Raw genomic sequence first — 26,757 nt, forward strand, 5'->3', positions numbered from 1 at the left:
GCGATGGCTGCTCGTATCGCCGTGGTCTCGGTCATCGAGGCTGTCACCGACGACCTGCGTCGCCGCGTGCTCTCCGGGGAGCTCGCTCCCGACACCGCACTGGGCGAGGTCGACGTCGCCGAGTGGTACCACGTGGCCCGCCCCACCGCGAAGGCCGCCATCGAGAACCTGGTGCGCGACCGGCTGCTCGAACGGCGCGCCCACAAGACGGCGCGCGTCGTGCGCCTCACCCCGGAGGATGCCCGCGACATCTACCGCACGCGGGTCGTCATCGAGGCGCAGGTGCTGCGCCTGCTCGCCGCCGAGCGACACGTGCCGGAGGCCGCGCGCGCCGCGAACCGCGAGATCTCCGCGCTGGTCGACGCCTCCCCCCGCGACATCGTCGAGCCGGACATGCGCTTTCACCGCAGCCTGGTCGACGCGCTCGGGAGTGCCCGCACCAGCGGCGTGTACGAGTCGCTGGCATCCGAAGTCGTCTTCTGCATGTCGCAGGTGCAGGGCGCGTCGCTGCTGCCGACGGAGCTGATCGCCGGAGAGCACGAGCGCATCATGGAACTGGTCGAAGCCGGCGACGGCGAGGCCGCGGCCGAGCTGCTCGCGGTGCACGTGGGCCGCGCGCGCGAGCGGCTGGCCGCGCGGCTGGGCGGCGTCGCCGGGCCGGAAGCCGCACTCCCCTCCACCCTCTGAGCCGGCACCCCGGCAGCGCCCGCACACCACGGAAGCGGCGCGCGGATGCCGCCGGAGCGGGGCCCACAGCAGCTCCCGCGGTTTTTGTCACGGTGCATGGCCATTGAGTTGCAGAGCCCGGATGCGGTTGGATGATCGCCGTGCCCGACGCGACCGCGGGGCGCATCGACACGGCCACCCACACGGGAGACAGAAGATGAAATTCATGCAGCGGCTCGGTCGATCGATCATGCTGCCGGTGGCCGTGCTGCCGGTGGCGGCGATCCTCTCGGGCATCGGCTACTGGATCACGTCGGCGGCGGGCAGCAACCTCGTCTCCGCGTTCCTGAGCGCGGCGGGCGGTGCGCTGCTCGACAACATCGCACTGCTCTTCGCCGTCGGTGTATCGATCGGCATGGCGACGAAAGCCGACGGCACTGCCGCCCTGGCGGGCCTGGTGTCGTGGCTGGTCGTCACGACGCTGCTCCGGCCCGAGACGGTGCTGCTGTTCACCGGCGTGGGTGACGTCAACGAGGTGGATCCCGCCTTCCTGCGGGTCGAGAACGTCTTCGTCGGCATCCTGTGCGGCCTCATCGGCGCGTGGTGCTACGACCGGTTCAAGGACACCAAGCTGCCCGACGCGCTGTCGTTCTTCTCCGGCAAGCGCTCGGTGGCGATCGTGACGGCGGCCTTCTCGCTCGTGCTGGCGATCGTGCTGTTCTTCGTCTGGCCGTTCGTGTACGGCGGTCTCGTGGGCTTCGGTGAGTGGATCGTCACCCTCGGCCCCCTCGGGGCCGGTCTCTACGGCTTCCTCAACCGGCTGCTCATCCCCGTCGGTCTGCACCACGCGCTGAACTCGGTGTTCTGGTTCGACGTGGCCGGCATCAACGACCTCAACAACTTCCTCGCCGGCGTGGGCACCTACGGCGTCACCGGGCAGTACATGACCGGATTCTTCCCCGTGATGATGTTCGGTCTCCCCGGCGCCGCGCTGGCGATGTACCTGACCGCCAAGACCACGCGCAAGAAGCTGGCGTACGGCATCCTGCTCTCGGGTGCGTTCGCCTCGTTCTTCGTCGGCGTCACCGAGCCGCTCGAGTTCGCGTTCATGTTCCTGGCGCCTGTGCTCTACGTCGTGCACGCCCTGTTCATGGGCATCTCGATGGCCATCGCCGCGATCCTGCCGGTGAGGATGGGCTTCGGGTTCTCGGGCGGCTTCATCGACCTCGTGCTCAACTGGACCAACCCGATGGCCCAGAACCCCTGGCTCATCCTGGTGATGGGTGTGTTCTGGTTCCTCGTGTACTTCAGCGTCTTCTACTTCTTCATCAAGCGGTTCAACCTGAAGACCCCCGGCCGCGAGGACGACGACACGCTCGAGGCCGGCACCGAGTACGACACGCACACCGCGGACGACCCCTACCTCGTCACCGCCGCCCGCTTCATCGACGGCCTGGGCGGCAAGGACAACATCACCGACCTCGACAACTGCGCGACACGGCTGCGCATGGAGGTCGCCGATGTCTCGAAGGTCGACGACGCCGCACTCAAGCGCGCCGGCGCGGCGGGGACCATGAAGCCGGGCGGCACGTCCGTGCAGGTGGTCTACGGGCTGAACGTGCAGTTCGTGAAGGATGCCATGGAGGAGCTCATCGCCGGGCGCACCAAGGCTCCCGTCGGCGGAGCCGGCGCGCAGCCCGACCGGGCCACGGCGACACCCGATGCGTCGACGGATGCCGGCGGAAGCGCGGTGCTGACCGAGGCCCCGGCGCCCACCCTGGTGCTGCGCCAGCCCGTCGCCGGGCGGGTCGTGCCGCTGTCGGAGGTGCCCGACCCCACCTTCGCCGACGGGATCATGGGCCCCGGCATCGCGGTCGAGCCGACCGGTGACACCGTTATCGCGCCGGCCGCCGCCACCGTGGGCGCGACGTTCGACACGGGCCACGCCATCGCGCTGGTGCTGGCCGACGGCACGGAGCTGCTCATCCACGTGGGCATCGACACCGTGGCGATGAAGGGCGACGGCTTCGAGACGCTCGCCATGAAGGGCCAGTCGGTCAGCGAGGGCACCCCGCTGCTGCGGTTCGACCGCGCCAAGATCGCCGCCGCGGGTCACCCCGCGATCACCGCGATCGTGGTGCTCAACAACGCGAACGCCACCGTCGAGTTGCGCTGAGCGAGAGCGGGCGGCTCCGCGAGGAGCCGCCCGCCTCCGCTTTCAGGCGCCGGCGCCCTTGCGCGGCTTCAGCAGCCCCTCGGGCTCTCGCTTGGCACGCTTGGCTGCGCGCTTCTCCTTGAGTGACTGCTGGGCGACCTTCTTACCGTCGCGCGCTTGCGGTGACTTAGCGGACATGGACTCGCTTCCCCTCTTCGGCTGGCGGGTGAACCCCTGACCATAGCCCGCTTCCTCGCGAAGTCAATTCGCCGCGGCATCCGCCCGCGCCGCGCCGGTCCCGCGCCGCGCCGGTCCCGCGCCGCGCCGGTCCCGCGCCGCGCCGGTCCCGCGCCGCGCCGGTCCCGGCCCGCGCTACTCCGGTGTCGCAAACGGCGGGTCACTCCCCGCGCACCCACCATTCGCGCCACTCGAGCAGCCCCACGGCCCCCACGGCCCCCACGCCACCACCCCGCGCCGCTCCGGTGTCACAAACGGCGGGTCAACACCCCGCGCACCCACCATTCGTGACACTCGAGCAGCCCCACAGGCCCCACGCCACGCGAGCAGCGCCCGGCGGGAGCCGTCGGAGGGGTCGATTAGGCTTGTCCCCGATGTCGAAAACTCGCGCGGAGGCCGCGTATCAGCGCTCGGTCGCCGCGTTCCGAAACCCGACGCTCGACCTTCTCCATGGCCGCCACGCGCCCTTCGTCGTGGCCGTGCTGTCGCTCGTCTTCACCCCCGAACGCCCCGCCGTCGCCGTCGCCGACGCCCACGCGGAGATCGGTGAAGCGCTCGACGAGCTGCGCGCCGCGGGCTACGACGAGGACGACCGACGCCTCCCGGTGGGCACCGCCCGTGAGATCTGCCGCCACTGGGTGCGCGTGGGATGGCTGGCCCCGCAGATCGAGAACGACGTGGAGGTCTACCGCCTGACCGCGCACGCGGTCGGGGCCCTCGACATCGCCGGTCGCACCGGCGGGGGCCGCGCACGGGTCTCCCGTTCCCGCGTGCGCACGCTGCTCGACGCGGTCGAGCGCCTGGCCCGTGACGCCGAGACCGACCCCGAGCAGCGCATCGCCATGCTGCTGGCTGAGCGAGAGGCGCTGGATGCCGCGATCGCCCGGCTGCGCAATGACGAAGCCGAGCCCATCGACGACGAGCAGCTGTTCGAAGAGGCCGAGAACGTGCTGCACCTGGCCCGTGAGCTGCCGGCGGACTTCTCCCGCGTCGCCGAGTCGATCAAAGCGATGCAGCGCGACGTCGTCGCCGACCTCCGCCGCGATGTGCGCCCGACGGGCGAGATCCTGCGCGAGTACCTGCAACGGGGGCGCCATGTCATGCAGGCGACCCCGGAGGGCCGGGCGTTCGAGGGCGCTCTGCGGCTCATCGGCGACGCGGAGAACATCGACCGCCTCACCGAGCAGCTGCACACGCTGCTCACGCAGCCGTTCTCCCGCCTGATGGCGCCCGAGCAGCGCGCCGACCTCGACGCCATCGGCCGTCAGGTCGAGCAGGGCGTGCAGGAGGTGCTGACCGCGCAGCGGCGGGCGTCGCAGGTGATCACCGCCCAGGTGCGCACCCACGACCCGGCGCGTGACCGGCAGGTGGACGAGCTGCTGCGGGGCGTCATGTCCGGGCTGCAGCTGTGGATGCAGGACTCCAGGGCCGGCGACCGCGTCGAGCCGCTGCACACGTTCCCCGTCGCCGACATCGGGCACCTGCGCCAGTCGCTCAGCGACCTGCATCCGCCCGGCGCGCCGGCACCGCTCCCGGCGCCGGAGGATGTCGAGTTCGTGGATGCCGACACGCGCGCCTGGGGCGGCCCTCGCTACGCCGAGCTCGAAGCCTACGTCGCGACGCTCGGCGACCGCTTCGATCTCGCCGCGGCGTTCGAGGGCGCCGCCGACGACACCCGCCGGCCGGTCGACCTTCTCGGCCTGCTGGAGATCGCCCACCGCAACGGCATGACCGAGAGCGACGACATCTCCATCGCCGAGGCCCGCCGCCCCGACGGCACCAGCCGCCGCTTCGCCTTCGGCACCGTGACCGCGAGCACCGTGAAAGAACTCCCGCATGACTGACACCGCCCCCGTTGCCGACACCGTCGTTGACGCCGTCGCCGACCCTGCGACCGAGGAGCCGTTCATCGCGCCGGTCGCGATGGAGCACGACCCTGACGAGCTGTTCCCCGGCGACCGGGGCGTGCTCGACCCCGAAGCCCGGCGCGTGCTCGTGCGGCTGCTGCAGCGCCGGTTCCTGCTGGCCGACCGCAACCGCGGCGAGTGGACGGTGCTGATGGACCACCGGCACGCGATCGAGTCGCGGCTCAACGACCTGTTCGTGCGGCTGGTGGTCGACCACGACCGCGGGGTCGCCTACAAGGAGCAGGTGCGCTCGGACGAGCTCGAGGTCCCGATCCTCCTGCGCGACGAGGCATACTCCCGCGCCGAGACCCTCGTGCTCGTCCACCTGCGCACCGTCTACCAGCGCGAGAGCACCGCCGGGGAGCCCTCGGCACGCGTGGACATCGAGGACATCGAGCAGACGGTGCTCACGTACTTCGCCGAGGCCGACGGCAGCACCGCGCGCCGGCAGAAGGCCATCCGCGCGGCCGTCTCGCGCCTGCGCCAGGACGGCATCATCGAGGAGGAGTCGGAGGGGCGCTACCGCATCAGCCCGCTCGTCGAGATCCTGCTCTCCTCCGAGCGCCTGCGGGAACTGCGCGACTGGCTCGCAGACCGGTCGCAGCACTCGACGGCGATCGATCTCGACGACGCGGCGGACGACACCGACGGTGCGGATGCCGACGGCTTTGCGGAGGCGGCACGATGACGATGCTCGACACCCTCTTCGGGCTCATCCCCGCGGCATCCCGAGGCCAGCAGTGGGTGGCCGACGAGCTGCAGCTGGTGAACTGGGGCGGCTACGACGGAGCCCACCGCGTGCGCTTCTCCCCCACCGCGACGCTGCTGTGCGGCGGATCGGGCTCGGGCAAGTCGACGCTCATGGACGCGTACGTCGCGCTCATGATGCCGCACACCACCCCGTTCAACGGCGCCTCCAACGGCGCCGTCGTGGGGCGCCCGCGCGGCCAGGAGCAGCGCAACATCCTCTCCTACGCCCGCGGGAAGACCGACGAGACCCGCACCGAGGACGGCACGAAGGTGACGGTGCTGCGCGGCGACGGCGTGGACACCTGGACCGCCGTGTCGATGACGTGGCTCGACCACGACGGATCGCGCTTCACGGCGGTGCGCGCCTGGTACATCCCTGCCGGCGCGCGTCTGGTCGAAGACACCGTGCGGGTCCGCGCGACCGTGACGGGCCCCTTCGACCTCAGTTCGCTCGAGGATGCCGCCCGCCAGCGTCTGGCGGATGCCGCGGTCAAGGCCGCCGGGCTCGACACCGTGGCGACCGATCGCGAGTTCTCCGCGCGGCTTCATGCCGTGCTCGGCATCGGCGCCGCGGGCGGCGGCTCGAAGGCGATGAGCCTGCTCGCCCGCATCCAGGCCGGCCAGCAGATCACGACCGTCGACGACCTCTACAAGCGCATGGTGCTCGAGGAGCCCGAGACGATGGCGACGGCCGACGCCGTCGTGGCCCACTTCGACGGGCTCGAGAGCACCCGCAGCCGCATGCTGACCGCGCAGCAGCAGGTGCGGGCGCTGCAGCCGATCCGCGCGGCGCGCGCACGCATCGAAGAGGCCGCCGAGCGCCTGCGCCTGATCGATGAGATCGGGCGGTTCAGCGAGCCCGATTCGCTGGCGACCCTCTGGCGCGCCTCGCGCCGCCTCGATCTGCTGCGCGAGGTCGAGGTCGAGCTGCAGGCGGCCACCCGCACCGCCGAGGCGAAGGTGCGCGAGCACCAGGCGCTGGCGGATGCCGCCGACATCGAGCGGGAAGGCCTCGGCGAGGTGCTCCGCGCCGCCGGAGGCGACCGGCTCGAGACCGCGCACCGCGAGCTTCGCGGCCTCGAGCGCCGCCTCGCCGACGTGGCGCGGGAGCGGGAGCGGCTCGACGCCGCACTCGAGGTGCTGCAGGTGCAGGTGGCCTCGGCGCGCGAGTTCGAGGCGCTGGCCGACCGCGCCCGGCAGGCGCTGGCCGACCCCGACGCCAAGGCGACGCTGCGGGAGGCGTATGGCGAGGCGATCAGCGCGCGCAACACCCTCGCGGCACGCGTGGGCGCGCTCGAAGCCGAACGCCGGGAGGCCGCGGAGCGCCACGACAACATCCCCGCACGCCTGCGCGAATCGCGGGAGCTCCTCGCCCGCGCCGCCGGGCTCCGCACCGACCAGCTGCCGTTCGTCGGTGAGCTGATCGAGGTGCGCACCGAGTTCGAGCCGTGGCGTGAGGCGTTCAACCTCGCCCTCGGCGGCTTCGCCACCACGCTCCTCATCGATGCGGCGCACCTGCCGGCGTTCCGCGCCGCCATCGACACGATCCGCATCCCCGAGCGCCTCCGTTACGAGGGCGTGCACACCGGGCTTCCCGACGCCGCGCCCGGCGATCCCCAGACGCTCCCCGGACGCCTGGACTACAAGAGCACGCCCTTCACGGGCTGGCTGCAGGACGAGCTCTCCCGCCGCTACGGCTACGTCTGCGTCGACACCTCGGCCGAGCTGTCGGAGCACCGGATGGCCTTGACCCTCGCGGGGCAGACGTCGCAGGGCGCCCGTGGTGCGCACGGCGGGCACGGACGACGCAACGTGCTGGGGTTCTCCACGCACCGCCGCGTCGGTGAGCTCGACGCGCAGCTCGGGGCGCTTCGTGCCGAGCTCGAGACGGCACAGACGGCCACCCATGATGCCGAAGCCGAGCTCGACGCGCTCGACGCCCGCCGGGCGGCGTACGAGAAGATCCAGGACCTCACCTGGGACCAGGTGGACGTGGCATCCGTCGAGAAGGAGCGCGAGCGCTGGTCCGCGATCATCGACGAGGTGACCGCCGAGAACCCGACCATCGCCAGCATCCAATCCCAGATCGCCGCGAAGCGCGCCGAGGCGGCCGAGCTGCGTGAGGGCATCGGCCGTGCGAAGGCCGAGCAGCAGCGGCTCGCCGACGCATGGGCGGCCGTCACCGATGAGGTCGATGCCGCTCAGGCCGCGATCGACGCGGCCGACGCCGCCGGGCGCGCGCTCACCGAGGCCCAGGCCGCCTACCTCGACGGGCAGTTCCTGCTGCCGGAGGGCACCGGTCCCACCACGCGCATGCAGGACCTGGCCCGATTCGACGCCGCGCTCGATTCGGCGTCACGACGCTTCCTCGACGACCAGCGGGCTGCGCAGGAGGCGGTCGGCGATCAGCGCGACAGCCTGCGGCGCACCCTCGCCGGGTTCCTCGACCGCTGGCCCAACCCCAACCTGCTGGCCGACCCCGACCAGTCGCTCGGCGACTTCGAGCGCATCCTCGCCGAACTCGAGACCAGCGGTCTGCACGAACTCGAGGCGGAGTGGCGCGACAGCCTGCTGAAGCTCTCGGGCAACGATCTGACGAACCTCGACTCGACGCTCAGCAGGTCGCTGCGCGAAATCCGCGATCGCATCGAGCCGATCAACCTCATCATGCAGGACCTGCCCTTCTACGACGACCATCACCGTCTGCAGATCTCGCCGCGCGAGACCCAGTCGGAGGTGCGGCGGCGCTTCCGCAAGGAGCTGCGCGACGTGCGGGCGCTGATCGATGCGGCCGAGACCGACGACGACCGCGAGCGCGTCTACCAGCGCATGTCCCGGCTCATCAACCGGCTGCGCCGCACCGCACCGGACTTCGCCGACCTCGTCGACGTCCGCAACCACGTGCGGGTCAGCGCCGAACGCGTGCACGCCGTGACGCACCAGCACGTCGCGCTGTATGACCACATCGGCGAGAAGTCCGGCGGCGAGTCGCAGGAGCTCATCGCGTTCATCGTCGGCGCCGCGCTGCGCTATCAACTGGGGGATGCCGGGGCCGAGCGTCCGCGCTACGCACCGGTGTTCCTCGACGAGGCGCTCATCAAGGCCGACGCGCACTTCACCAAGCGGGCGATCGGCGCATGGCGCGGGCTCGGCTTCCAGCTGATCATCGGCGCACCGAACGACAAGTACAGCGCCATCGAGCCGCACGTCGACGTCGAATACGACATCCTGAAGGACACGCAGGGTCGGTCCTGGGCGAAGCCGAAGGTAGGGCTGCCGTCGGACGCCTGAGCGCGGAGCGCACGGCGCGCGGCGCGGTACTACGCATCCGTGCCGCACGTCCACCCCTTTCGCCCCGGCGCCGAAACGCGCGAGGGTGAAGCGTGGACTTCACAGATGACCTCAGCGCCTGGGTGGCGCAGCAGCGGTGGTTCGCCGGCAAGAGTCACGCACCGCGCTTCCGCATCCTCGACGCGCAGCCCGTGCCCGGCGCCACGCGCTACCTGCTCATGGACGACGCCGGTTCACTGCCGGCGCTCTACCACGTGCCGTTGACCCTCGTCGCGTCCTCCTCGCCCTCCGATGCCGTCGCCTGTCGCACCGACGACGGGTACCTCGTCGATGCGACCCGGCACCCCGATTTCGCGGTGGGAATGCTCGCCGACATGGGGGTCGACGTCAGCCGCGTGACCGGCTCTCGGGTGCTCTCGGGCGAGCAGTCCAACACGTCGATCGTGTTCGACGAGGACGGCGAACCCACGATCATCCTCAAGCTCTTCCGCACGCTGCACCACGGCGAGAACCCCGACGTCACCATGCAGCGCGTGCTGAGCGATGCGCAGTCGCCGTACGTCCCGAAGTTCCTCGGGAGCCTCGATGCGCAATGGCCCGACGCGGGGCGCGCGTCCGGCGTCGCCCGCGGAACCCTCGGGTTCGCTCAGGAGTTCCTGCCCGGCGTGCGCGATGGCTGGGAGGTCGCCCTGGAGGCCGCACGGGACCGGCGGGACTTCACCGAGGCCGCGCGGGATCTCGGCATCGCCGTCGCCGCCGTGCACGGCGCCCTCGGCGCGACCCTGGAGACCGTGGATGCCGGCACTCCCGAGGTGGCGGCCACGGCGGCGACCTGGCGCCAGCGCCTGGCCACCGCGGCAGCCGAGGTGCCCGCGGTCGCGGAGCGCCTTCCGGCGATCGACGCCGTCTATCAGGCGGCGCTCGAGCGGCCCTGGCCGCGGTTGCAGCGCATCCACGGCGACCTGCATCTCGGGCAGGTGCTCGCGGTCCCCCAGGGCGGATGGCGCGTGGTCGACTTCGAAGGCGAGCCGCTGCGGCCGATGCACGAGCGCGCGATCCCGGATCTGGCGCCTCGCGACGTCGCCGGCATGCTGCGGTCGTTCGACTACGCCAGCGCCGTCGCCGGCGACGCCGATGCCGGCGCGTGGGCTGCGGCCTGTCGCGAGGCGTTCCTCGACGCCTATGCGGCCGCGCTGGGCGCGGTCGACCTGGACACCCTGCTGCTGAAGGCGCTGGTGCTCGACAAGGCGGTCTACGAGGCCATGTACGAAGCGCGCAACCGCCCCGATTGGCTGCCCGTGCCGCTGGCCGGCATCGACGCCGCCCTGGCCTGAGTCACTCGGCGTCGACGGCCGGCGGCGTGAGCAGCAGGAACATCGCGCCGTAGGCCGGCAGCGCGACCGAGAAGCTCCGCAGATCGTCCACCCGCCCGACGGTCTCGCCCGAGGCCGCGTCGACGACCTCACTGCCGGGTATGAGCTGGTCCGACCTGACGGTGCCCTCCGTGGCCTCGGCGGCGAAGTTCAGCACGGTCACCTGGATCGGCTCCTCCGCCTCGGCATCCCCCTCGTCGAGGCGATGCACGAGCACGAGCATGCCCGCATGCGCGACCTCGGGGATGTCCACCTGGGTGGCGGTGGCGATGCCCGACTCCCGCCGCAGGTCGAGGATGGCGGCCAGGCGTGAGGCGAACGACGCCGGGTCGTCCAGCTGCGCGGGCAGCGGCCCGTGCAGGGCGCGCCCCCGCGGCATCCCCGCCGCGGAGCGGGTGGCCTGCGGGTCGACGTCGAGCAGATCGTGGGCGCCGCGCTCGATCCAGCGGGTGTCGCCGGCGGCGATCAGGTCGGCGATCTCCTCGCCCGGGATGGTGAGCATACCCACCAGATCCCACCCGGACAGCGCGAAGACGCCGGGCTGCCAGGCGTTGTACGCGCAGAGCAGCAGATGGGCGTCCCGGATGGCCGGGATGTCGTCATCGTCGATGTCGTCGAGGCGCGCGATCCCGCGCGTCGCGGCGATGAGGGATGTCGTCGTGCACGCGATGCCGTTCTGCGTGAAGACCCGGTTGTAGTCGGCCGTTCCGGTGAGGCTCTCGGTGAGCTCGGCGCGCACCACCTCGGCGAGCTCGCCACCGGAGATCTCGCCCCCGCGGAAGCGGTACAGGTCGTCGGCGTGGCGGGTCGCCCAGTGCACGAGCTCGTAGGTGAGCTCGTCGTGGTTCTGCATGCCGTGCACGAGCTGCACCGGCTGCACGCCCAGTTCGAGCGACGTCGTGAGCGCCAGGCGCAGGAACTCCGTCTGGCCCGTCGCGAGCGCGTGGTGGTAGCCGGGGCGCCCGATGAAGTCGTAGGAGAGGTCGGCTCCCACCGCGCCGGTGTCGCGGATGTCCTCGATCGTGAGGTTGAGCTCCTGGAAGGTGAAGCCGCCCACCTTGCGCACCATGCCGGCGATGATGTGGTTCGCGGCGTGCGAGAGCGGGTGCCCCTCCGACCACGCGGGCCCGCCGGCGCTCTTCTCCACGCCCAGGAAGCCATTGGCATCCAGGCGCAGGGCGCTCGTGCCGAGCTCGCCGAGGGAGTGCAGGGCATCGCCGATCACCAGACGCATGCCGGCGAAGGTCGGGTCGAGCCAGTTGATCGAGGGCTGGCCCTGCTTGAAGTAGTGCAGGTACACCCACCGGCGCGTGATGCCGTCGGGGCCGATCACCGGTGCCGTCGCGCTCCAGTTGGTCTCCTTCACCCCGGGCGTGTAGAAGATGACGCGCTGCAGCGCGCCGATGATGTAGCCGCGGCTCTCGAGCTCCTGCTCGGTCGCCGGGTCGAGGTTCACACTGTCGACGCCCTCGGGGATATCGGGCAGCAGACCCCAGTCCTCGGGCGGCACCTCGACCATGTGGTAGATGCCGGGGTAGTCCTTGAACCCCATCTCGGCCAGGCGGAAGTCCGCGCCCTTGCCGGTGTGACCCGGCACGATGTCGTCGATGACACTGCCGCCGTGACTGTCGGCGACGTCGCACAGGGCCCGGAACTGGTCCTCGGTGCCGAACGCCGGGTCGATCTCGGTGCTGATCCGGTCGAAGTGCCCGTCGACGCTCGGCGTCTCCCGCCACCCGGCGATGCCGCCGGCGCGCTTGACCGGACCGGTGTGGATGGCGTTGATGCCGATGCGCTCGAACGCCGTCCACAGGTCCTCGTCGCCGAGCGCGGCCAGGAACGACTGACCGGGGCGGGTGATCAGAGAGATGGGGTACGCCGTGAACCACACGTCGGTCGTCGAGATCGCCCGCCGGGCGTCGGGGCGCGCGTAGGGGTTGCGCCACATGGCCGGCTGGCCCGCCAGCTGGCGCGCGAGCACGTCGGCATCCTTCAGCATCGACTGCCGCACCAGCCACTCGACGTACGACGGGTTGGTGCCGTTGGCCGTGCGGGGGTCGGTCTTGATGCGTCGCACGCTCCCGCCGCGGAACTGGTCGCGCGGGCGCAGCCGCTTCGGACGCGCCGGGTAGCGCTGCTCGTCGTAGCTGATCTCGACCTTGTCGGCGTCGGGCTCGTCGTCGCCCTCGGGGTTCACTCCGGTCAGGTCGATGGGGCCGGTGTAGAGGTCCTCCGGCCGAAAGTCGTCGCTCGGCATCGTCCCACGCTAGGGGACGAGACGATCCGGAAACGAGGACTGGCGTTCAGTGCCGGGAGCAACTATGGAGCGCCGCCGCTCACGCGGCGGTGATCTCGACGACGGTCGCCTGCTGCGGGTTCTGCACGGGCGGGCGCACGCCGACGAGGGCCAGCTGGCGCCCGGTGAGCACCGTGTCGTGGTGCGCCCAGTCGAGCGGCGACTGAGCCGGCTCCTGCACGATGCCGCCGGGCGTGACGATGCGCACGCGGTACGTGCGATCGGGGTCGAGACCCGGCATCCGCACCCTCCCCGTCGGCGACGAGATGAGCGACTGCGTCTGGGTGACGGTGAAGAATGCGCAGGCCGCATCGGCGGCGACGACCCCGCGCACGTCGAGCCCCGGATCGGCGACGTCGACGTTCACGACCCGGCCGGCGGCGACGAGCGGACGCACGCGCTTGGCCAGGGCCACCCACTCCGCGACGGCCGCCGCATCGGGCTCGGTGAGCGTCGTGACGTCCCACTCGATGCCGAAGTGCCCGAAGAGGGCGACCGCGCCGCTCATGCTCAGCGCGACGGTGCGGCCGGTGGAGTGCACGTGCGGGGTCGTCAGGTGCATGCCCATCATCTCGGGCGGCACCACCAGACCGGTGTTGCGCTGATTCTCGAGGCGCTCCACCGGGTCGAGGCAGTCGCTGGTCCAGATGCGGTCGGTGCGATCGAGGATGCCGAGGTCCACGCGGGCGCCGCCCGAGGCGCAGCTCTCGATCTCGAGGCCCGGACGAGCGGCCTTCAGCTCGTCGATCAGCCGGTAGACGGCGAGCGTGTGCGCGTGCACCTGCGCGGCGCCACCCGGGCCCGCGGCCGCGTCGACCAGATCACGGTTGTGGTCCCATTTGACGTACGCGATCGGGTACTCGTCGAGGATCGCCCCGATGACCCCGGCGATGTAGGCGTAGGCCTCGGGATGGGCGAGGTTGAGCACCTGCTGCTGGCGCGCCGACGGCGGCAGCTCGACGCGGCCGCGCAGCAGCCAGTCGGGGTGCTGCCGGGCGAGGTCGCTGTCGGGGTTGACCATCTCGGGTTCGAACCAGAGCCCGAACTCCATGCCGAGCCCCCTGACGTGGTCGACGATGGGGTGCAGCCCGTCGGGCCAGACGCCGGTGTCGACGAACCAGTCGCCGAGTCCGGCGGTGTCGTCGCGGCGGGCGCGGAACCAGCCGTCGTCGAGCACGTAGCGCTCCACGCCGAGCGCGGCGGCGGCATCGGCGAGCGCGGTGAGCTTGGGCAGAGAGTGGTCGAAGTAGACCGCCTCCCACGTGTTCAGGGTGATCGGGCGCGGCCGGCGCGGATGCTGCGGGCGGGCGCGCCACTCGTCGTGGAAGCGGGCGGCGAGCGCATCGAGGCCGTCCCCCCACGATCCGAACAGCACCGGCGAGACGATCTCCTCGCCGCGTGCCAGCCGGATCTCCCCGGGGGCGTAGAGCTCGCCGGCGCCGAGGAACGACTCCCCGGTCGGCACCCGTTCGGCGAAGGCGCGCTGGTTGCCGCTCCAGGCGAGGTGGATGCCGTGCACCCGCCCGCGCTCGAACCCGAACCCGGGGGTGCCCGCGGCGAGCAGCAGGGTGGCGTCGGCTCCGGGACGGCCGCGCCGGGTCTCCCGCAGGTGCGTGCCGAAGGTGAGGTCGTGGCGCTGTCCCGAGCGCTCCCGCAGGTGACGGCCGGTCGTGTCGAAGATCTCCGTGGCATCCCACGGCAGCGGCAGCGTCGCGTGCAGCGCCTGCACCGTGTACGGCGCGTCCGCCTCGTTGCGCACCGCGATGCGGCTGCGCACGAGGCCGGACACGCCCAGGCTCAGTTCGACCCGCGCGCTCAGTTCGGTCTCGTCGTCGGCGAAGTCGAGCCGCAGCTCATGCGCCGTCGCCCGGGCGTCGGCGAGCGTGAACCGCGCGCTGACACTCTGCCCATCGCGGTGGCCCTCGAGCGCGGGGGTGCCGAGCCAGCCGGCGGCGGCGGTGGTGAGCACGCCCAGCCGGGCGGTGCTGTCGAGACCCCCCGAGACCCGCTGCAGCCGCGCGGCGCGCGCGAGGGACTGCAGGGTCGCGACCGGCGCATCGCCCAGGTCCTCGCCCCAGTGGACGATGGCCGGTGATTCCGCGCCGAGGTCGACCACGACGCTGGTCCCGCCGCGCCGCAGGTGGATGACCTCGGATGCCGCGCTGGCGAGCGGAGCGGACGAGACGGCGGCGGCGGTGTCGGGCATGCAGTCATTTCTAGCCGAAACCGCGGCGGTCGCCGCACGCGCCCCTCCCCCGGTGCGCCCGCTGCTGACCGTTACGGGTGGGTCGCCGCAGGCGCGTCGGGCTCGTCGCCGCCGGCCACGTGCTGCGCGCTCGCGGCGTCTTCGCGCACCTCGTCCGTGACGGCATCCGTGGGAGCCAGGTCGTCGGCGACGGCGTCATCGGCGTGGTGCTCGTGGGGCTTGTTCAGATCGCTCATGGTGTCCTCCTGGGATTGCGTCAAGGGTGCGGCGCAGCCGGCCTCCGCTCAACCGGGTTGACACCCACCCAGACGCGGGCGGGGTCTTCGCAACGCCCTACGAGGTCGTGTGCGACTCGGTGGCCGCGGGGCGCTTCAGCAGGCGGGAGATGCCCGTGACGACGAGGAAAATCAGCAGTCCGAGCACGAGACCGAAGACGGCGGAGATCAGCGTGTCGACGACCCAGACCACGACGGGACCCGCGGCTTCGATCGCGTGGGTCACGAGGTGCACGAGGTCGTACGGTCCCGTCCAGAGAGTCTCGGCGAGGTTCGCGATCACGAGGTGACCACCGACCCACAGCATCGCCACGGTGCCGATGACGCTGATGACCCGGAAGACGGCGGGCATGGAGGCGACGATCCGGGCGCCGGTGCGCCGCACCCGGCGCGAGGCGCTCTTCATGAGCCGCAGCCCGACGTCGTCGATCTTGACCAGCAGCGCGACCGCCCCGTAGACCACGATCGTCATGGCCAGGCCGATGACGGCCAGCGCGCCGAGCGTCATCCAGATGCCGAAATCGGGGTCGAGGTTCGCCAGGGCGATGAGCATGATCTCGGTGCTGAGGATGAGGTCTGTGCGCACCGCACCCAGCACGAGCTTCTTCTCGTCGCGGGGTTCGTCGTCGGCGTGCGCGTGCTCGCGGCCGAACCACTCCAGCACCTTCTCAGCGCCCTCGAAGCAGAGGAAGCCGCCTCCGATGATCAGCAGGAACGGCAGCACCCAGGGCGCGAACGCCGTGAGCAGCAGAGCGATCGGGATGATGATGACGAACTTGTTGACGAGGCTGCCGAGGGCGATCTTCCACACCACGGGCAGTTCACGGGCGGGGGTGATGCCCTGCACGTACTGGGGCGTGACCGCGGCGTCGTCGATCACGACGCCGGCCGTCTTGGCGCTGGCCTTGAGTGCGGCCGTCAGGATGTCGTCGACGACGGCGAGGAGTCCGACCGACATGTGTGACCTTCTCTTCCCGAAGGGGCGTGGCGGCGACGCGCCGGACACGGGGGCGCTGAAGGCCCCGAGCGAGGATATCCCTTCGCGGGCGGAACTCTCGACGTGCCGCGGGGGCGGGCGGAGCGGCTGGCGGAGGGGATCGGTGCGGATGCCGCCACCCCGCGGCATCCGCACGGTCGACGTCGAGGACGCGTGCGCTGCAGGATGGGAAAGTGACTGTGCGCATCGAGGAGGTCCCCGTCGACGACGCGCGCGCCGTCGGGCTGCGCGGGATGCTGGACGACGAGTTGACCGTTCGGTACGGGCCGGTGACGTCCGGCGAGGATCCGGAACTCACCGCGGCGCGCCGCGAGGCCTTGCGCGTGCGCCCCGACGACGTCATCGCGACCTTCCTCGCGCTCGATGACGACGGCACGCCGCTCGGGCACGTCATGCTGCGCCGCCTCGGCGTGGACGTCGAGCTCAAGCGACTCATCGTGCCCGCCGTGGCACGGCGCCGGGGTGTCGGTCGGGCTCTGACGACCGCGGTGATCGAACGAGCGCGCGCGGAGGGCGCACGACGCGTCATCCTGCAGACCGGGAAGCCGCAGCCCGAATCGATCGCGCTGTACACGGCCGCGGGGTTCACGCCGATCCCCGTGTACGAGCCGTACGTCGCGTCGATGCCCACGTCGCTGTGCTTCGAACTGCCTCTGGTGGCACCTGGCGATCGTGCGGGACTCCGAGATCGTCCCGACACCGACCGACGAAGCCCTCCTAGTTCTCTACTTTGAGGGGCCGGTAGACAGTGAACTCATTGCACGGATTGAAAGGGCGGGCGGCTCGCGGGGCGCCTCACGGAACCCGTACTGGGACGAGCACGGCGTGACGCTCAAGGACCCGGATGGCTATCTGCTGGTGCTTTCCACGTGTTCGTGGACGTGACCCGGTCCCGTGACAGAAGCGACGACAGCGACCCGCAGCAGCATGAGCGGTCCGCTCAGCGCGGTGAGGCGGCGAAGTCCCGGGCCCGGAGGGCTGGCGATCTCGCGGCATGTCATGACAGCTGTTCTCACGCCCGTCAGCCGTTCTTCTTTGCTCATGGACCGCTATCGGGCACGGGAACCGCGCGCCAATCGCTCCCACAACTTCGTGTACTCGGGCAGGTCCCCAGTCGCCGAACCGATGTCGTCGACGGTGACGTCGGGTACAGCAAGTCCGATCAGGGCTCCGGCGGTGGCGACGTGGTAGTCATGGTCGGCTCGCCAAACCCCGCCGGTCAGGGGGCGGGGAACCACGCGGATGCCGTCTGGTAATTCCTCCACCTCACCGCCGATCGCACGAAGGTTGTCTACGAGTGCGTCGATGTGTGTGCTCTCGTTCCCGGTGCGGGGCTTCACTCCGGTGAATGTCGACGGCCCGTCCGCGAAGGCGGCGATGGCGGCCAGAATGGGGGTGAGTTCACTGATCTCCGACACATCGACGCGCGCGCGGCGGATGATGCGCTCGGCACCAGCGGTGACAGTCAAAGCTCCGCCCCGGCGGCGTGCGCGTGCGCCCATCAGCACCAGAATCTCGGCGAGCCGGGAGGCTGGCTGCGCGGAATGAGCGGGCCACCCTGGGACGGATACGCGACCGCCGGCTATCATCGCGGCGGCGACGAACGGTGCCGCAAGTGACAGATCGGGCTCAATGGTCGCGGCTCTGGCCCGTACCGGCCCCCCGGGAACGATCCACTCGGTAGGTGTCGGCTGGTCGACGTACACGCCGCGCCGGCGGAGTGCTTCGACGGTCATGGCGATGTCGGGGAGGCTTCCCAGCGGTTGGCCGACGTGGCGGAGCGTCAGACCGACGTCGAACCGCGGAGCGGCCAGCAGCAGCGTCGAGACAAGCATGGATGAACGGTTGACGTCGATCTCCACGTGGCCCCCCCGGATGTGTCCGCGCCCGTGCACGGTCAGCGGCACAGTCCATGTGCCCGCGTCGTTGAGGTCACAACCGATGCTGCGGAGAACCTTGATCACCTCGCCCAGCGGACGGTGCGACCGGCTCTCGTGAATTTCCACGGTTACACTGCCCGAGGCACGGCCGGCGACGGCGAAAGCGACGGGGGCAACGCCGTCGGGCTCGGTGATGCTCACCACCGCATCGGTGGCGAGCGCAGCGGAGGGATCGACGACCAGATCCGGGCCGAAAGGCCCAGTACCGGCGACCTCCCGGATATCCACGCCCAGCACGCGCGAGGTCTCGATCACGCCCGCCAAAAAGTCAGAATGCAACGGCCGCATCAGCAGGCTTGAGCCCTCTGCACTGGCAGCAAGAACGATTTCGAGATAGGTCTGCGCCTGCGAACCCGGCACAGCGACCACGCCATCCAAGGGCCCCGCGGCCTGGGGGGCCCTCCACTCAGCCGGAGAGGCGATGAACCTTGGAGATAGCTGTGCGTTGTCCATGCCACGCACCATAGGGAACGCCGGTGAGTTGCGAAAGACCCCCGTTCGGCGCCATCCGTAAACGGGCAGTGCGCGTGGGCGGCGCCTTCGCGTGCGGTGCCGATGCGATGCGTCTCCGACTCCGTTTGCTTTGCCGCATCGCGGATGTCGGATGTCCGTTGCATGATTCGCTCGGGAGGTCACGATGACAGACGTCGTATCCGCAGCAGGAGCTGTCTCGGCTGCGCTCGTTACAGGAAAGATGACGGAGTCGCAGCTTCGATGGAGCCGCCGCCATGCCAGCGGGACGGCACTCATCCATGCGCTATTACCCATCAGTAGGTTGCTGCAGCAGCGGGATATCGCCACGGATACCACGACGTGGGCGACGGCAGTCATCAATTGCATGGCGACCGCGCAGGCCGAGCGCTCCGCAATGCCGCGGCAGTGGGCGCACCTAGAAGGCAGCTTGCGGGCCGCGCTAGGTGAAGCTACTGGCCTTGGTCATGCTGACAGAATTCCGGTCGACGACTGTCGCGAGTTCTTCAACCCTGACCGCCATTGGATCGACTTTGCCGCCGACTACCTCACGCTCGTGCTCGCCGGTGTCGGATATTGGCGCGAAGAGTCGTCTACGCGACGCGCTGGCAGAATTCGGATCCCCAGCTTTGACCGGTGGCTCCAGGAGACCGGCCGCTACTTCCCGGGGCTAGGAACGTGGCCATCCCCCGAGGCGCTCAAGAAGCACCGCGGTGGGCGATCGACCCTTCCCTGAGCAGCCGCCACTCGCCGACCCGCCGGGGGCCATCCCTTGGCGGGCGGTACTCGAAAGCGGGGCCTCGCGGGCGGGTCTCAGTCCGTCCGATCGCTATCCGCATTCGGGCAGTGCACGGCCAGCGGACCGCTTCGCACACTCCAACAGATGACACATACTCGTGCAGCTGTTCAGATCAATGTCGGCGAAGGCTCATAGCCTGGCATCGTGCAAGAACTATTCGACCTAGCTTTCGCCCGCATTGATCGGGCGGGGGCCAGACGCCGCGAATTTTCGAAGGCGTGGGCGGACTACATCGCGGTGCACCCGTGGGATATCGACGTCCGTGAGACGGGCGAGCGGGAGTTCGAGATTCTCGCGGTCATGCGTGAGCCGGCGCCGATTGAGCTTTCAATGATTTTCAGCGACTGGCTTTCTGCGTTACGAGCCGCGCTGGACAACGGACTTTACGCCTGGGTCGCGGCGGCGACCGGCCAGAACCCCCCGCCAAAAGCCGAACGCATCCAGTACCCGATCTGTTCGACGCCCGGAGAGTTCGTTGACCAGCGCAAGCGGCTGTCCGGGGTGCCCGTCGAGATTCTCGACAAGCTTGAGAAGGCACAGCCCTACCGATCCCCGTACGGACCAGAGAGCAATCTGACCTATTGGGTTCACGAACTGGCACGCACCGATCGACACCGTGCGGCCCACGTAGGAATCGGGCGAGTGGACGAGCATCGCATTCGACTTCGGGTACCGCAGGGGGTCACGGCAACTTTCGACGAGACTGTTCGGCCATACAGTCACATCGAAGGTGAGCTCGCTGTGGGCCGGTTCATTACTAGCAAGTCAATCTCGCGCTTCGACGTTGCCGCAGACCTCACGGGCGTTGTCATCGCTCCGGAGATTCGCGCTTGGGCGGACTTCACCCTCAACGGCGGCAGGCAGTCGCTGTGGAGCCGGATGGTCTACACCGAGTTCTTCATCCGCCACCATCTTGAGAACATGGCGGCCTTTAGCGACGCCACTCCCGCCGGGGGATTCAAAACGTTCGACATCGACGAGGCACAGGTCGCCTCCGCCGATGGCCGATGATCCGTGCACCGATTCAGCGAGCGCCGAGCAACGAGCTGGCGCCGCATCGTCGCCTTCCCTAGCGGCCTTCGCCGACCATCGATCCTTGATCGGGCGTGGCGGGGACTAGGTGAGCTCCGAAGCTAGAACAGCAGGTCAGCTTGGTAGGCGTCCCGCCCGTCCGTCTCTTGCACGATCTCCTCCCAGGGCCATTTGACTGTGCTGAACTTGCGGTACAGGAGGAGTTGAAGATCGACGACACTAACCTCCTCTTGGCCTTCGTCATAGGTGACGACGAGACCGCGCCCATCCTGATCGATCTGAAGGCTGTCAAGGTGTCGCAAGATCGTCTTGAGATTCGGCTGCTGGATGCGCTTTTCACGAGCGTGCGCCTCACGATAGATCGTGCGTGCGTGAATGCCGTTGATCAACTTGTCGTCGTCCGAATCGAGTATCACAGCCATGGTGTGAGCGTAGATACCGGTGCTGTTCTGGCGTGTTCGGATTCCCGCCGACGTCCGTTTTGCGAAGGACTGGTAGAGCGGGTTCAGGCTTTCAGCGAGCGCCATGGCGGCACTATCGAACAGATTCGCGTCGGAAACCTCGAACACTTCGGGAGCACTGACATCAAAGCCAGCCTCATCCAGCAACCCGAGCGCCAGCGCTTGGAGCAGGCCGGCATTTCCGTAAGCATGGGAGACGAGCTTCTGCTTTACCTGAGCATCGATAGACAGGTTCAACGCGCTCTGCCCCTTGTCGATGATTCGAAGAAGGTCGTCCTGCGTCCAGCTGAGCGAGAATTCGCGGACTCGCGTGCTCAGGTCGGGGTTCAGGTCGATGAGTGACTGCTGACTCCAGATGCCGACGATGATGACGAAGACGCCGAAGTCCCAGAAAGTCTTGAGATCGTACGCGAGGCGCCGACGCTCTTCATGCGAGAGGTAGTGAACGTCCTCGATCACGAGCCTCCGACCGCTCTCGTTTAGCAGTTCTGCGACGAAGCGAAGGTCGTTGACGTCCTGACTGACGGGCTCGAGCTGTAATTCCTCGGACCTCGTGTAAGACAGTCCAAGCTTCCCGGCCACTTTCAAGATGAGCGACTGCCCCAGCGTCACGGACGACTCAACGTGACCCGCAAAGTTGCCGCCTTTCGTCTCCCGGATTACAAGGTTTATCCCCAGAGCCCCCAGCGCTTCCTTATAGAGGTCTTCGGCTGTCTTGTCGAGGCGGCACTGAACCACAATGGCATCCGGGACTGCCAGCTGTCGTAGCCAGGACTTTCCACTTTTGCTCGGGCCCCGTAGGGAGATATGCACGTCTCTGCGCAGATACTTTGCTACCGTCGCGTCCAGCCCAGCTCGATCTACGTACGAATCGTCGCGGACCTGTTGTGATACGCCGAAAACTTCGTCGGCGCGCTTGCCCGGAGTGGTCATGTGGTCACTCTAGTGATCGCCACGGTCGTAGCCGCGCGATTGGCGCCGCGAAGTACCAAGTCGACCGGCGCACATCGCGCGGATGCCGGTCGTGCTCCGGGCGCACCGGCAAGGATCGTCAGTGCGCTCGAATCAGAGGGATCGTCACCTGGGCGTTGGCAGGACGAAAGTTGCCAGCCAGACGAACAAGCTTGCGGTGAGGTGCCCAGCCGACGTCGCGCGACTCCGCGTACTCGACGGTTTCGACGAACAGCTCGAACCCTCGTTCGCCTCTCTCGCGGGAAATCCAGGCGAGGACTTCCTCCACCGAGTCGGCACCAGAGACTCGCTGCGGGTTGTGCTGCGCCGGCGTTTCAACATCGTCCCCAGTCCAAAAGCACACCCAGTAGACGAATGCGTCCTCCGACTCGGCCTCGAAGAAGGACTCGTCCCACTCGGCTTGCATCTGACCTCCCGGCTCAATCCGACGCTATCGCGCGCAGCCAGAATGGCGCCCTGACAGCCGCCACGTTCGTAGCGGGGTCCTCCCACGGGCGGTGTTCTTCGGTGCGGTCTGATTGAGCGGACGTGCCGAGCGAGCCGATGAGCAGCTCGCATCTGCACCGGGGCTGGTGAACGTGCCGCCGGTCGGCGCCGACGGGTGCCTACCGCGCTCGACTCAGGAAGTGAATGCGAAGAGGTAGTTCGCTTGGGCGAACGCGTATGCGGTGAAGAAAGCGATGGCGCCCACGAATCCTGACCCGATGAGCGTGACCACGCCCCAGAACCACCGGACACCACGGGTGAGGCTCGGAGGGAACACTGCGACCGTGATCGCTCCCGCGAAGGCGACCGCGGCGGCTCCCCACCCGAGCCCGCGCGCCGTGTAGTACACCGTCTCTTCTGCTGGTGTGGCAGGCCAAGGAATGTCACCTTGAACGGTCCCAAAGAGAAAGCCGCTGACCCCGAGCAAGAGAGTCGTGAGCACCGCAGTGACAATCAGCGGAGCCCACGACGTACGCGCCGTGCGTCGAGAAGTGTCGAGTGGTGCCGCCAGGCGCTGCTCTATGGTGTTCATCCCGAAATCCTCACAAGACGTCCGCCCAACCCGCAAGGGTGCTCACCCGGGAATGCGCAGCAGGGTCCTCGATCGCACATATGCCCGCTCTTGGCGCGACGTGCGCGGCTGGCGGCAGGGATTATCGCTCGCACCCGCCGTATGCGGCCGACCAGCGCGATTCCCCGGCTCCGCCTGCGGGAGGGCTGCCCGGCATTTAGTGGTCCAGATTTCGATCTCTCGGCCTCGATCGGCTGACAGCCGCCCTGACCGTTCGCCCTGCCCGGTGTGGTGCCCGATCGCGGGGCGCCTCGTGCGACAGGATGTGCCGCCACATCGTCCCCGGGCAGATGGGGCTCTCGCCGAATAGTCGGGATAAGTGTGATTATCGCGGCCTAAGTACAGACCCCTTGAAGTGAGATGGGGCTGAGCACGTGCGTGATCGAGCGGGCGCACGACGGCCCCGGGTGCGACCCGCGGTGACTACTCGAGTGGGTAGCGGGCCGTGATGCCTGAGCGCACGAGCGCGGCACAGCTCGAGGCGTGGTCGTCCGCGCGACCGGGGCGGTGAGTCACCGGCAGCATGGATCCTTCGCCGCTGCCGCAGGATGAGCACGATTGCGGGGTCTGTGAGAAGCGATTCGCGTAGGCCCGGGTGTGCGAGCACGCGGAGCATCGCCACGTCCCGCACGTCGGGCATGCCGGCGTCGCGGTGGAAGGAGTCGTGCGGGTCGTCATGTCGTACCTCCGCGGCGGATCGAGGTGGCGGCGATCGCCCGGCGGCACGGCGGTGGCAAGGGTGACCGGGCCGACGTGGGCGACCGGCGGTCAGAACACGCGGATGCGGAAGCGATCTGCGACCGTGCGCAGCGCGTCGTCGGTGACGAGGATCGGTTCTGGCGAGAGCACGATGAGATCTCCCGCGAGCGGGTGATCCAGCCAGATGGCCTTGCACCAGGCGGCCCCGTGCTTGCTCCCGAAGTGAATCCCGAGAGGCGTTGAGCCGTCGTCGAGCCTGACATGCTTCACCGTCGCCGCGATCGCGGTCGTCACGACGCGGTCCTCCCCGCGGAGCACACCTGTGGTCAGCTGCGACAGACCGAGCGTCGCCAGCTCCGCCGACATCATCCGCTCGATCGCGGCGATTGAGTCAGGATGCTCGATGTCGACCAGCGCAGCACCGGTGGGCAGGTGAACGCGGACGATGCCGCGGTCAAAGCGCCATCCAGCTGGGATGGCACCCAGGCCCATGAAGTCGAGCTCTGACCACTCGCGGGCGACCTCCTCGACGAACTCCTCTACGGACATCTCGAGGGACTCCCCATCCTTGGCGAGGCTGTCTGTCGCTCCGAGCGCACGCTTGAAGGGTGCAAGAACTTCGGCGTACGCAGCCTCGGTCGTCTCGGCGATGTAGAACGTCTGGCCGGGGGCGTCGTACCGGTTCCAGTACTCCCTCGAGTCACCTGCGGTGCGAGGAGCGGCGGAGAGCGGATCGTACTCGCGCTTGCCCACACGGAATCCGGTTGCGCCGCCGGCGTCGAGGATCCGCAGCCCGGTCCGGCTGCAGGTGCGACCTGTACTCACGCGGCCGCGGAGCCCTCGATGAAGGCTTTCACTGCCGCGGCGACGTCGTTGCGCCGATCCTCGCGGATGGCGGTGATGGGAGTGTCTTCGTGAAGCTGCGGGTTGCTCCCGATGAACCACTGGCGCGCGACGTGTTCGCCGTCGGCGGCGGCCAGCAGCAACCACTGACGGTGGGCAAAGGTGAGCCGGCGGGAGGCCTCGACGCGGGGCTCGGGTCCGTCTTCCTTCGCCCAGCGGATCGGAAGCTTGCGGTCCTTCGAGCCGGCGAGAGCGGCAACCAGCGTCGGGCCGAGCGCACCGTTCAGCTCACGCACGATGTCATGGATGTCCATCCGCATCGTGCGATCGTGTGCTGCCGTGGGGGTGAGCGTCTCCATGCGTCAATGATACCCCCGTACCACCAGAAAAGACACCCTAGTTCCACCTGATAGTCATCCTTGGGGGCCCACTCTACGGTCACTGCGGGCGGGTGGTCTCACGGATCCGGCGGGTCGCCGGCAGTGAACGGGGAACAGGTGCCCGACGGCCTCCGGCGGGCTGGCGACGAGGTAGCGTGGATGCTGGCCGGGACGGCAGGATGAGCGTCCCCCACGCTCGCCCGGCACGCCCCTCGTGTGGCAACGTTCCTGGCTAGGTCTCTGCAGCAGGTCGGACGTCCCCCCGTCCGGCAGTGCTCGGAACCGCATATCGGCGCGCGCCATCCCCGCGTTCTGCGGGCGCACGCTGACACCCGGCGCTTCGCCCCCCCCCCAGACGGGGCGCCGGGCGGCGCGGGACGGTGACGGTGGGGTGGGCCAGACTGTGCTCATGAGAAGGCTCTTATTTCCCGCCGCACCCTTCGCTCTCGCCGCGGCCCTCGTCCTGACGGGCTGCAGTGCGGCTGCCACGACAAGTGAGCCGGAGCCCAGTTCCGTGACCCAGCTTGAGACCGCAGCTCCCGAGGAGACCGACGCCGACGCCGAGGGCGAGGGCGAGGGCGAGCTCCTGCCTGCCGACGCGAAAGCCGGCGACATCCTCGATGCAGAGACGGCCGCAGAGCTGAACGAGAACGCGTACATGGCTTCCAAGCCACGGGCATACCAGCTGCCGTCCGGGGAGCACGTGTTGATCGTCCCCGACGAGCCGCTGCCTCAGCCCGTCGTTGACACGCTCAATGCCAGGGTGGTGGAGCTCAAAGCTAACAGTCACCCTGAAGCGCTCTCGCCCTCGCTTTCAGCGGGACTGAGACTCAAAGAGGAGCAGGAGTCCAAGACGGGTCGCACGATCATCGTCGTGGGCTACAACGATGCCGGCATCGGCGAGAAGTGGGGAACAACCGCTCCCATCGGAAAGGCCTTCTTCACGGAGGCCGAGGCGGTCGCAAACGCTGAGGCGTTCATCTCTGCAGCTCCCCACCGGTACCAGATCATCGTCCTGCGATGAGGATTGCAGGGCGCCGGCACTTGCTCTCACGCGGGGGCGGCGTCACGCATATGAGTATGACCGAGCAGCGCATCACACGGACACCGTCCGGTCGTTCAGGACCAGATCGCGCGGGTACCGGTGCGGTGGTAGCGAGATCGTCGTGACCGGGGAGGTCTGGCTACCACCGCGCCCAGTTCAGACGCGATTCGACGCCGCGTCTCGCGCCCGCCGCCATTTTTCGACGACACGCACACTCGCCTCGGCGTAGAGCGGGTCGGGACTCTGCTCCCTATTGATCGAGTCGAAGAATGGTGTGGCTCTCGAACTCCTTCGGCATGTTTCGCCTGGGAACGCGCCGCACATGCTCCGCGAGTTGCCAGTCGCCGTTCTGCTGTTCGCTCCACTGGTCGACGTCGAGGGCAGATCTCTCGACGATCATCATCACGATCGAGCCTTCCGGGGCCAGCTCGAGGGGGACCTCATTCCGGTCCAGCAGTTCCCTCGCAGTCGACACCGGGTAGAGCCCGAACATGAGGTCGTCCTCGAGGTCGAATAGGCTCATCGGGTTCAATGCCCCTTGCCGTCGCGAGTCTGAGCCAGCCGCTCGCTCTCGGGGGGTAGATAATCTCCGCTGAGCGCCTCGAAGTAACCGAAGGCTCGATCGGCAGCGGCCTCGAGAGCCGTCCAGGCGCCCCGCGCCGCCGGCGTGTCCGAGCGAAGCGGAATCTGGTCGTGGCTCAAGTAGCGCTTGAGGACATCCTCCAGCACCGGGACGTGAGCGTCCGTACGCGCGACGCTGTCCCGCATGGGATCGCGCAGGACCGCCACGAACTCGTCGTTGAGCTCGTCGAGGCCGGGGATCATGAAGATCGAGGTCTTGTATCTGCCGAATGTGATCTCGGACATGAGGACTCCTCTGCTGAGATGCCGCGCCTTCCGGCGGG

Annotated in this window: 24 protein-coding genes; 11 read left to right on the plus strand and 13 right to left on the minus strand. The window is 69.1% G+C overall.

All coding sequences use genetic code 11. The annotated features are described in order from the left end of the window. Window positions 1-3 precede the first annotated feature (3 nt). Together QNO26_RS13385 and nagE are read left to right on the plus strand one after the other, a co-directional pair. Entirely contained in the window at window positions 4-687 is a 684-nt protein-coding gene (locus QNO26_RS13385) for a GntR family transcriptional regulator (RefSeq protein ID WP_257533701.1), read from the plus strand. Between the two features lie 196 nt (window positions 688-883). Further along, a complete protein-coding gene (nagE, locus tag QNO26_RS13390) occupies window positions 884-2,842 on the plus strand; it encodes an N-acetylglucosamine-specific PTS transporter subunit IIBC (RefSeq protein ID WP_257533702.1) in 1,959 nt (652 codons plus the stop codon). 42 nt (window positions 2,843-2,884) lie between these two features. On the opposite strand, the gene QNO26_RS13395 is transcribed toward nagE, so the two are convergent. Beyond that, window positions 2,885-3,019 (minus strand): hypothetical protein, encoded by a 135-nt coding sequence (locus QNO26_RS13395; protein WP_257533703.1) that lies wholly within the window; start codon window positions 3,017-3,019, stop codon window positions 2,885-2,887. Window positions 3,020-3,432: 413 nt separating this feature from the next. On the opposite strand from QNO26_RS13395, the gene QNO26_RS13400 reads away from it, so the two are divergent. The 4 genes from QNO26_RS13400 (at window position 3,433) to QNO26_RS13415 (ending at window position 10,340) form a co-directional block, all read left to right on the plus strand. Beyond that, a complete protein-coding gene (locus QNO26_RS13400; RefSeq protein ID WP_257533704.1) occupies window positions 3,433-4,902 on the plus strand; it encodes a DUF3375 domain-containing protein in 1,470 nt (489 codons plus the stop codon). Further along, entirely contained in the window at window positions 4,895-5,653 is a 759-nt protein-coding gene (locus QNO26_RS13405; protein ID WP_257533705.1) for a DUF4194 domain-containing protein, read from the plus strand. Before QNO26_RS13400 ends, QNO26_RS13405 begins: the two co-directional genes overlap by 8 nt. Further along, window positions 5,650-9,006 carry an ATP-binding protein gene (locus tag QNO26_RS13410; protein ID WP_257638659.1) on the plus strand — a complete coding sequence of 1,119 codons (3,357 nt, stop codon included), beginning with the start codon at window positions 5,650-5,652 and terminating at the stop codon, window positions 9,004-9,006. The genes QNO26_RS13405 and QNO26_RS13410 overlap by 4 nt, the downstream gene beginning before the upstream one ends. A gap of 92 nt (window positions 9,007-9,098) precedes the next feature. Continuing rightward, window positions 9,099-10,340, plus strand: coding sequence for a phosphotransferase (locus QNO26_RS13415; protein ID WP_257638658.1), 1,242 nt, complete (start codon window positions 9,099-9,101; stop codon window positions 10,338-10,340). A gap of 1 nt (window position 10,341) precedes the next feature. Here the strand turns inward: QNO26_RS13415 and treS are convergent, their stop codons facing one another. The 4 genes from treS to QNO26_RS13435 form a co-directional block, all read right to left on the minus strand. Then, entirely contained in the window at window positions 10,342-12,636 is a 2,295-nt protein-coding gene (gene treS, locus QNO26_RS13420; protein ID WP_257638657.1) for a maltose alpha-D-glucosyltransferase, read from the minus strand. A 79-nt stretch (window positions 12,637-12,715) separates the two neighbouring features. Further along, a complete protein-coding gene (locus QNO26_RS13425) occupies window positions 12,716-14,881 on the minus strand; it encodes an alpha-galactosidase (RefSeq protein ID WP_257638656.1) in 2,166 nt (721 codons plus the stop codon). A gap of 71 nt (window positions 14,882-14,952) precedes the next feature. Continuing rightward, window positions 14,953-15,117: a hypothetical protein gene (locus QNO26_RS13430; RefSeq protein WP_257533712.1), complete on the minus strand. Its 165-nt coding sequence runs from the start codon at window positions 15,115-15,117 to the stop codon at window positions 14,953-14,955. A gap of 97 nt (window positions 15,118-15,214) precedes the next feature. Continuing rightward, window positions 15,215-16,114, minus strand: a complete 900-nt coding sequence (locus QNO26_RS13435) for a DUF808 domain-containing protein (RefSeq protein WP_257533713.1) — start codon at window positions 16,112-16,114, stop codon at window positions 15,215-15,217. Window positions 16,115-16,326: 212 nt separating this feature from the next. Here QNO26_RS13435 and QNO26_RS13440 point away from each other — a divergent pair, with 212 nt between their 5' ends. Next, window positions 16,327-16,887 carry a GNAT family N-acetyltransferase gene (locus tag QNO26_RS13440; protein ID WP_257638655.1) on the plus strand — a complete coding sequence of 187 codons (561 nt, stop codon included), beginning with the start codon at window positions 16,327-16,329 and terminating at the stop codon, window positions 16,885-16,887. Then, window positions 16,826-17,038, plus strand: coding sequence for a hypothetical protein (locus tag QNO26_RS14495; RefSeq protein ID WP_374679392.1), 213 nt, complete (start codon window positions 16,826-16,828; stop codon window positions 17,036-17,038). The genes QNO26_RS13440 and QNO26_RS14495 overlap by 62 nt, the downstream gene beginning before the upstream one ends. A gap of 164 nt (window positions 17,039-17,202) precedes the next feature. On the opposite strand, the gene QNO26_RS13445 is transcribed toward QNO26_RS14495, so the two are convergent. Next, a complete protein-coding gene (locus tag QNO26_RS13445) occupies window positions 17,203-18,546 on the minus strand; it encodes a 3-phosphoshikimate 1-carboxyvinyltransferase (RefSeq protein WP_257638654.1) in 1,344 nt (447 codons plus the stop codon). 184 nt (window positions 18,547-18,730) lie between these two features. On the opposite strand from QNO26_RS13445, the gene QNO26_RS13450 reads away from it, so the two are divergent. Beyond that, window positions 18,731-19,300 carry a hypothetical protein gene (locus QNO26_RS13450; RefSeq protein WP_257533716.1) on the plus strand — a complete coding sequence of 190 codons (570 nt, stop codon included), beginning with the start codon at window positions 18,731-18,733 and terminating at the stop codon, window positions 19,298-19,300. 207 nt (window positions 19,301-19,507) lie between these two features. Continuing rightward, the gene (locus tag QNO26_RS13455) at window positions 19,508-20,374 is read left to right on the plus strand and encodes a hypothetical protein (protein WP_257533717.1); all 867 of its coding nucleotides are present in this window, start codon (window positions 19,508-19,510) and stop codon (window positions 20,372-20,374) included. A 122-nt stretch (window positions 20,375-20,496) separates the two neighbouring features. Here the strand turns inward: QNO26_RS13455 and QNO26_RS13460 are convergent, their stop codons facing one another. The 5 genes from QNO26_RS13460 to QNO26_RS13480 form a co-directional block, all read right to left on the minus strand. Further along, entirely contained in the window at window positions 20,497-21,789 is a 1,293-nt protein-coding gene (locus QNO26_RS13460; RefSeq protein ID WP_257638653.1) for a hypothetical protein, read from the minus strand. A 118-nt stretch (window positions 21,790-21,907) separates the two neighbouring features. Beyond that, window positions 21,908-22,234 carry a hypothetical protein gene (locus QNO26_RS13465; protein ID WP_257533721.1) on the minus strand — a complete coding sequence of 109 codons (327 nt, stop codon included), beginning with the start codon at window positions 22,232-22,234 and terminating at the stop codon, window positions 21,908-21,910. A gap of 213 nt (window positions 22,235-22,447) precedes the next feature. Then, window positions 22,448-22,846: a hypothetical protein gene (locus QNO26_RS13470; protein WP_257533722.1), complete on the minus strand. Its 399-nt coding sequence runs from the start codon at window positions 22,844-22,846 to the stop codon at window positions 22,448-22,450. Between the two features lie 807 nt (window positions 22,847-23,653). Further along, entirely contained in the window at window positions 23,654-24,337 is a 684-nt protein-coding gene (locus QNO26_RS13475) for a hypothetical protein (protein WP_257638652.1), read from the minus strand. Between the two features lie 68 nt (window positions 24,338-24,405). Next, window positions 24,406-24,786: a hypothetical protein gene (locus tag QNO26_RS13480; protein ID WP_257533724.1), complete on the minus strand. Its 381-nt coding sequence runs from the start codon at window positions 24,784-24,786 to the stop codon at window positions 24,406-24,408. Window positions 24,787-25,321: 535 nt separating this feature from the next. Here QNO26_RS13480 and QNO26_RS13485 point away from each other — a divergent pair. Beyond that, window positions 25,322-25,831, plus strand: a complete 510-nt coding sequence (locus tag QNO26_RS13485; protein WP_257533725.1) for a hypothetical protein — start codon at window positions 25,322-25,324, stop codon at window positions 25,829-25,831. Window positions 25,832-26,102: 271 nt separating this feature from the next. Here the strand turns inward: QNO26_RS13485 and QNO26_RS13490 are convergent, their stop codons facing one another. After that, a complete protein-coding gene (locus QNO26_RS13490; RefSeq protein ID WP_257533726.1) occupies window positions 26,103-26,375 on the minus strand; it encodes a hypothetical protein in 273 nt (90 codons plus the stop codon). A gap of 5 nt (window positions 26,376-26,380) precedes the next feature. Then, on the minus strand, window positions 26,381-26,719 hold the full coding sequence (locus QNO26_RS13495) for a hypothetical protein (protein ID WP_257533727.1): 339 nt from the start codon (window positions 26,717-26,719) through the stop codon (window positions 26,381-26,383). Window positions 26,720-26,757: the final 38 nt, after the last annotated feature.

Source organism: Microbacterium sp. zg-Y1090, assembly GCF_030246945.1.
GTDB classification, from domain to species: domain Bacteria; phylum Actinomycetota; class Actinomycetes; order Actinomycetales; family Microbacteriaceae; genus Microbacterium; species Microbacterium wangruii.

Coding starts and splice junctions, on each gene's coding strand:
- QNO26_RS13385 (WP_257533701.1), top strand. CDS start 4: ATGGCTGCTCGTATCGCCGTGGTCTCGGTCATCGAGGCTGTCACCGAC.
- nagE (WP_257533702.1), top strand. CDS start 884: ATGAAATTCATGCAGCGGCTCGGTCGATCGATCATGCTGCCGGTGGCC.
- QNO26_RS13395 (WP_257533703.1), bottom strand. CDS start 3,019: ATGTCCGCTAAGTCACCGCAAGCGCGCGACGGTAAGAAGGTCGCCCAG.
- QNO26_RS13400 (WP_257533704.1), top strand. CDS start 3,433: ATGTCGAAAACTCGCGCGGAGGCCGCGTATCAGCGCTCGGTCGCCGCG.
- QNO26_RS13405 (WP_257533705.1), top strand. CDS start 4,895: ATGACTGACACCGCCCCCGTTGCCGACACCGTCGTTGACGCCGTCGCC.
- QNO26_RS13410 (WP_257638659.1), top strand. CDS start 5,650: ATGACGATGCTCGACACCCTCTTCGGGCTCATCCCCGCGGCATCCCGA.
- treS (WP_257638657.1), bottom strand. CDS start 12,636: ATGCCGAGCGACGACTTTCGGCCGGAGGACCTCTACACCGGCCCCATC.
- QNO26_RS13425 (WP_257638656.1), bottom strand. CDS start 14,881: ATGCCCGACACCGCCGCCGCCGTCTCGTCCGCTCCGCTCGCCAGCGCG.
- QNO26_RS13430 (WP_257533712.1), bottom strand. CDS start 15,117: ATGAGCGATCTGAACAAGCCCCACGAGCACCACGCCGATGACGCCGTC.
- QNO26_RS13435 (WP_257533713.1), bottom strand. CDS start 16,114: ATGTCGGTCGGACTCCTCGCCGTCGTCGACGACATCCTGACGGCCGCA.
- QNO26_RS13445 (WP_257638654.1), bottom strand. CDS start 18,546: ATGGACAACGCACAGCTATCTCCAAGGTTCATCGCCTCTCCGGCTGAG.
- QNO26_RS13450 (WP_257533716.1), top strand. CDS start 18,731: ATGACAGACGTCGTATCCGCAGCAGGAGCTGTCTCGGCTGCGCTCGTT.
- QNO26_RS13460 (WP_257638653.1), bottom strand. CDS start 21,789: ATGACCACTCCGGGCAAGCGCGCCGACGAAGTTTTCGGCGTATCACAA.
- QNO26_RS13465 (WP_257533721.1), bottom strand. CDS start 22,234: ATGCAAGCCGAGTGGGACGAGTCCTTCTTCGAGGCCGAGTCGGAGGAC.
- QNO26_RS13470 (WP_257533722.1), bottom strand. CDS start 22,846: ATGAACACCATAGAGCAGCGCCTGGCGGCACCACTCGACACTTCTCGA.
- QNO26_RS13480 (WP_257533724.1), bottom strand. CDS start 24,786: ATGGAGACGCTCACCCCCACGGCAGCACACGATCGCACGATGCGGATG.
- QNO26_RS13490 (WP_257533726.1), bottom strand. CDS start 26,375: ATGAGCCTATTCGACCTCGAGGACGACCTCATGTTCGGGCTCTACCCG.
- QNO26_RS13495 (WP_257533727.1), bottom strand. CDS start 26,719: ATGTCCGAGATCACATTCGGCAGATACAAGACCTCGATCTTCATGATC.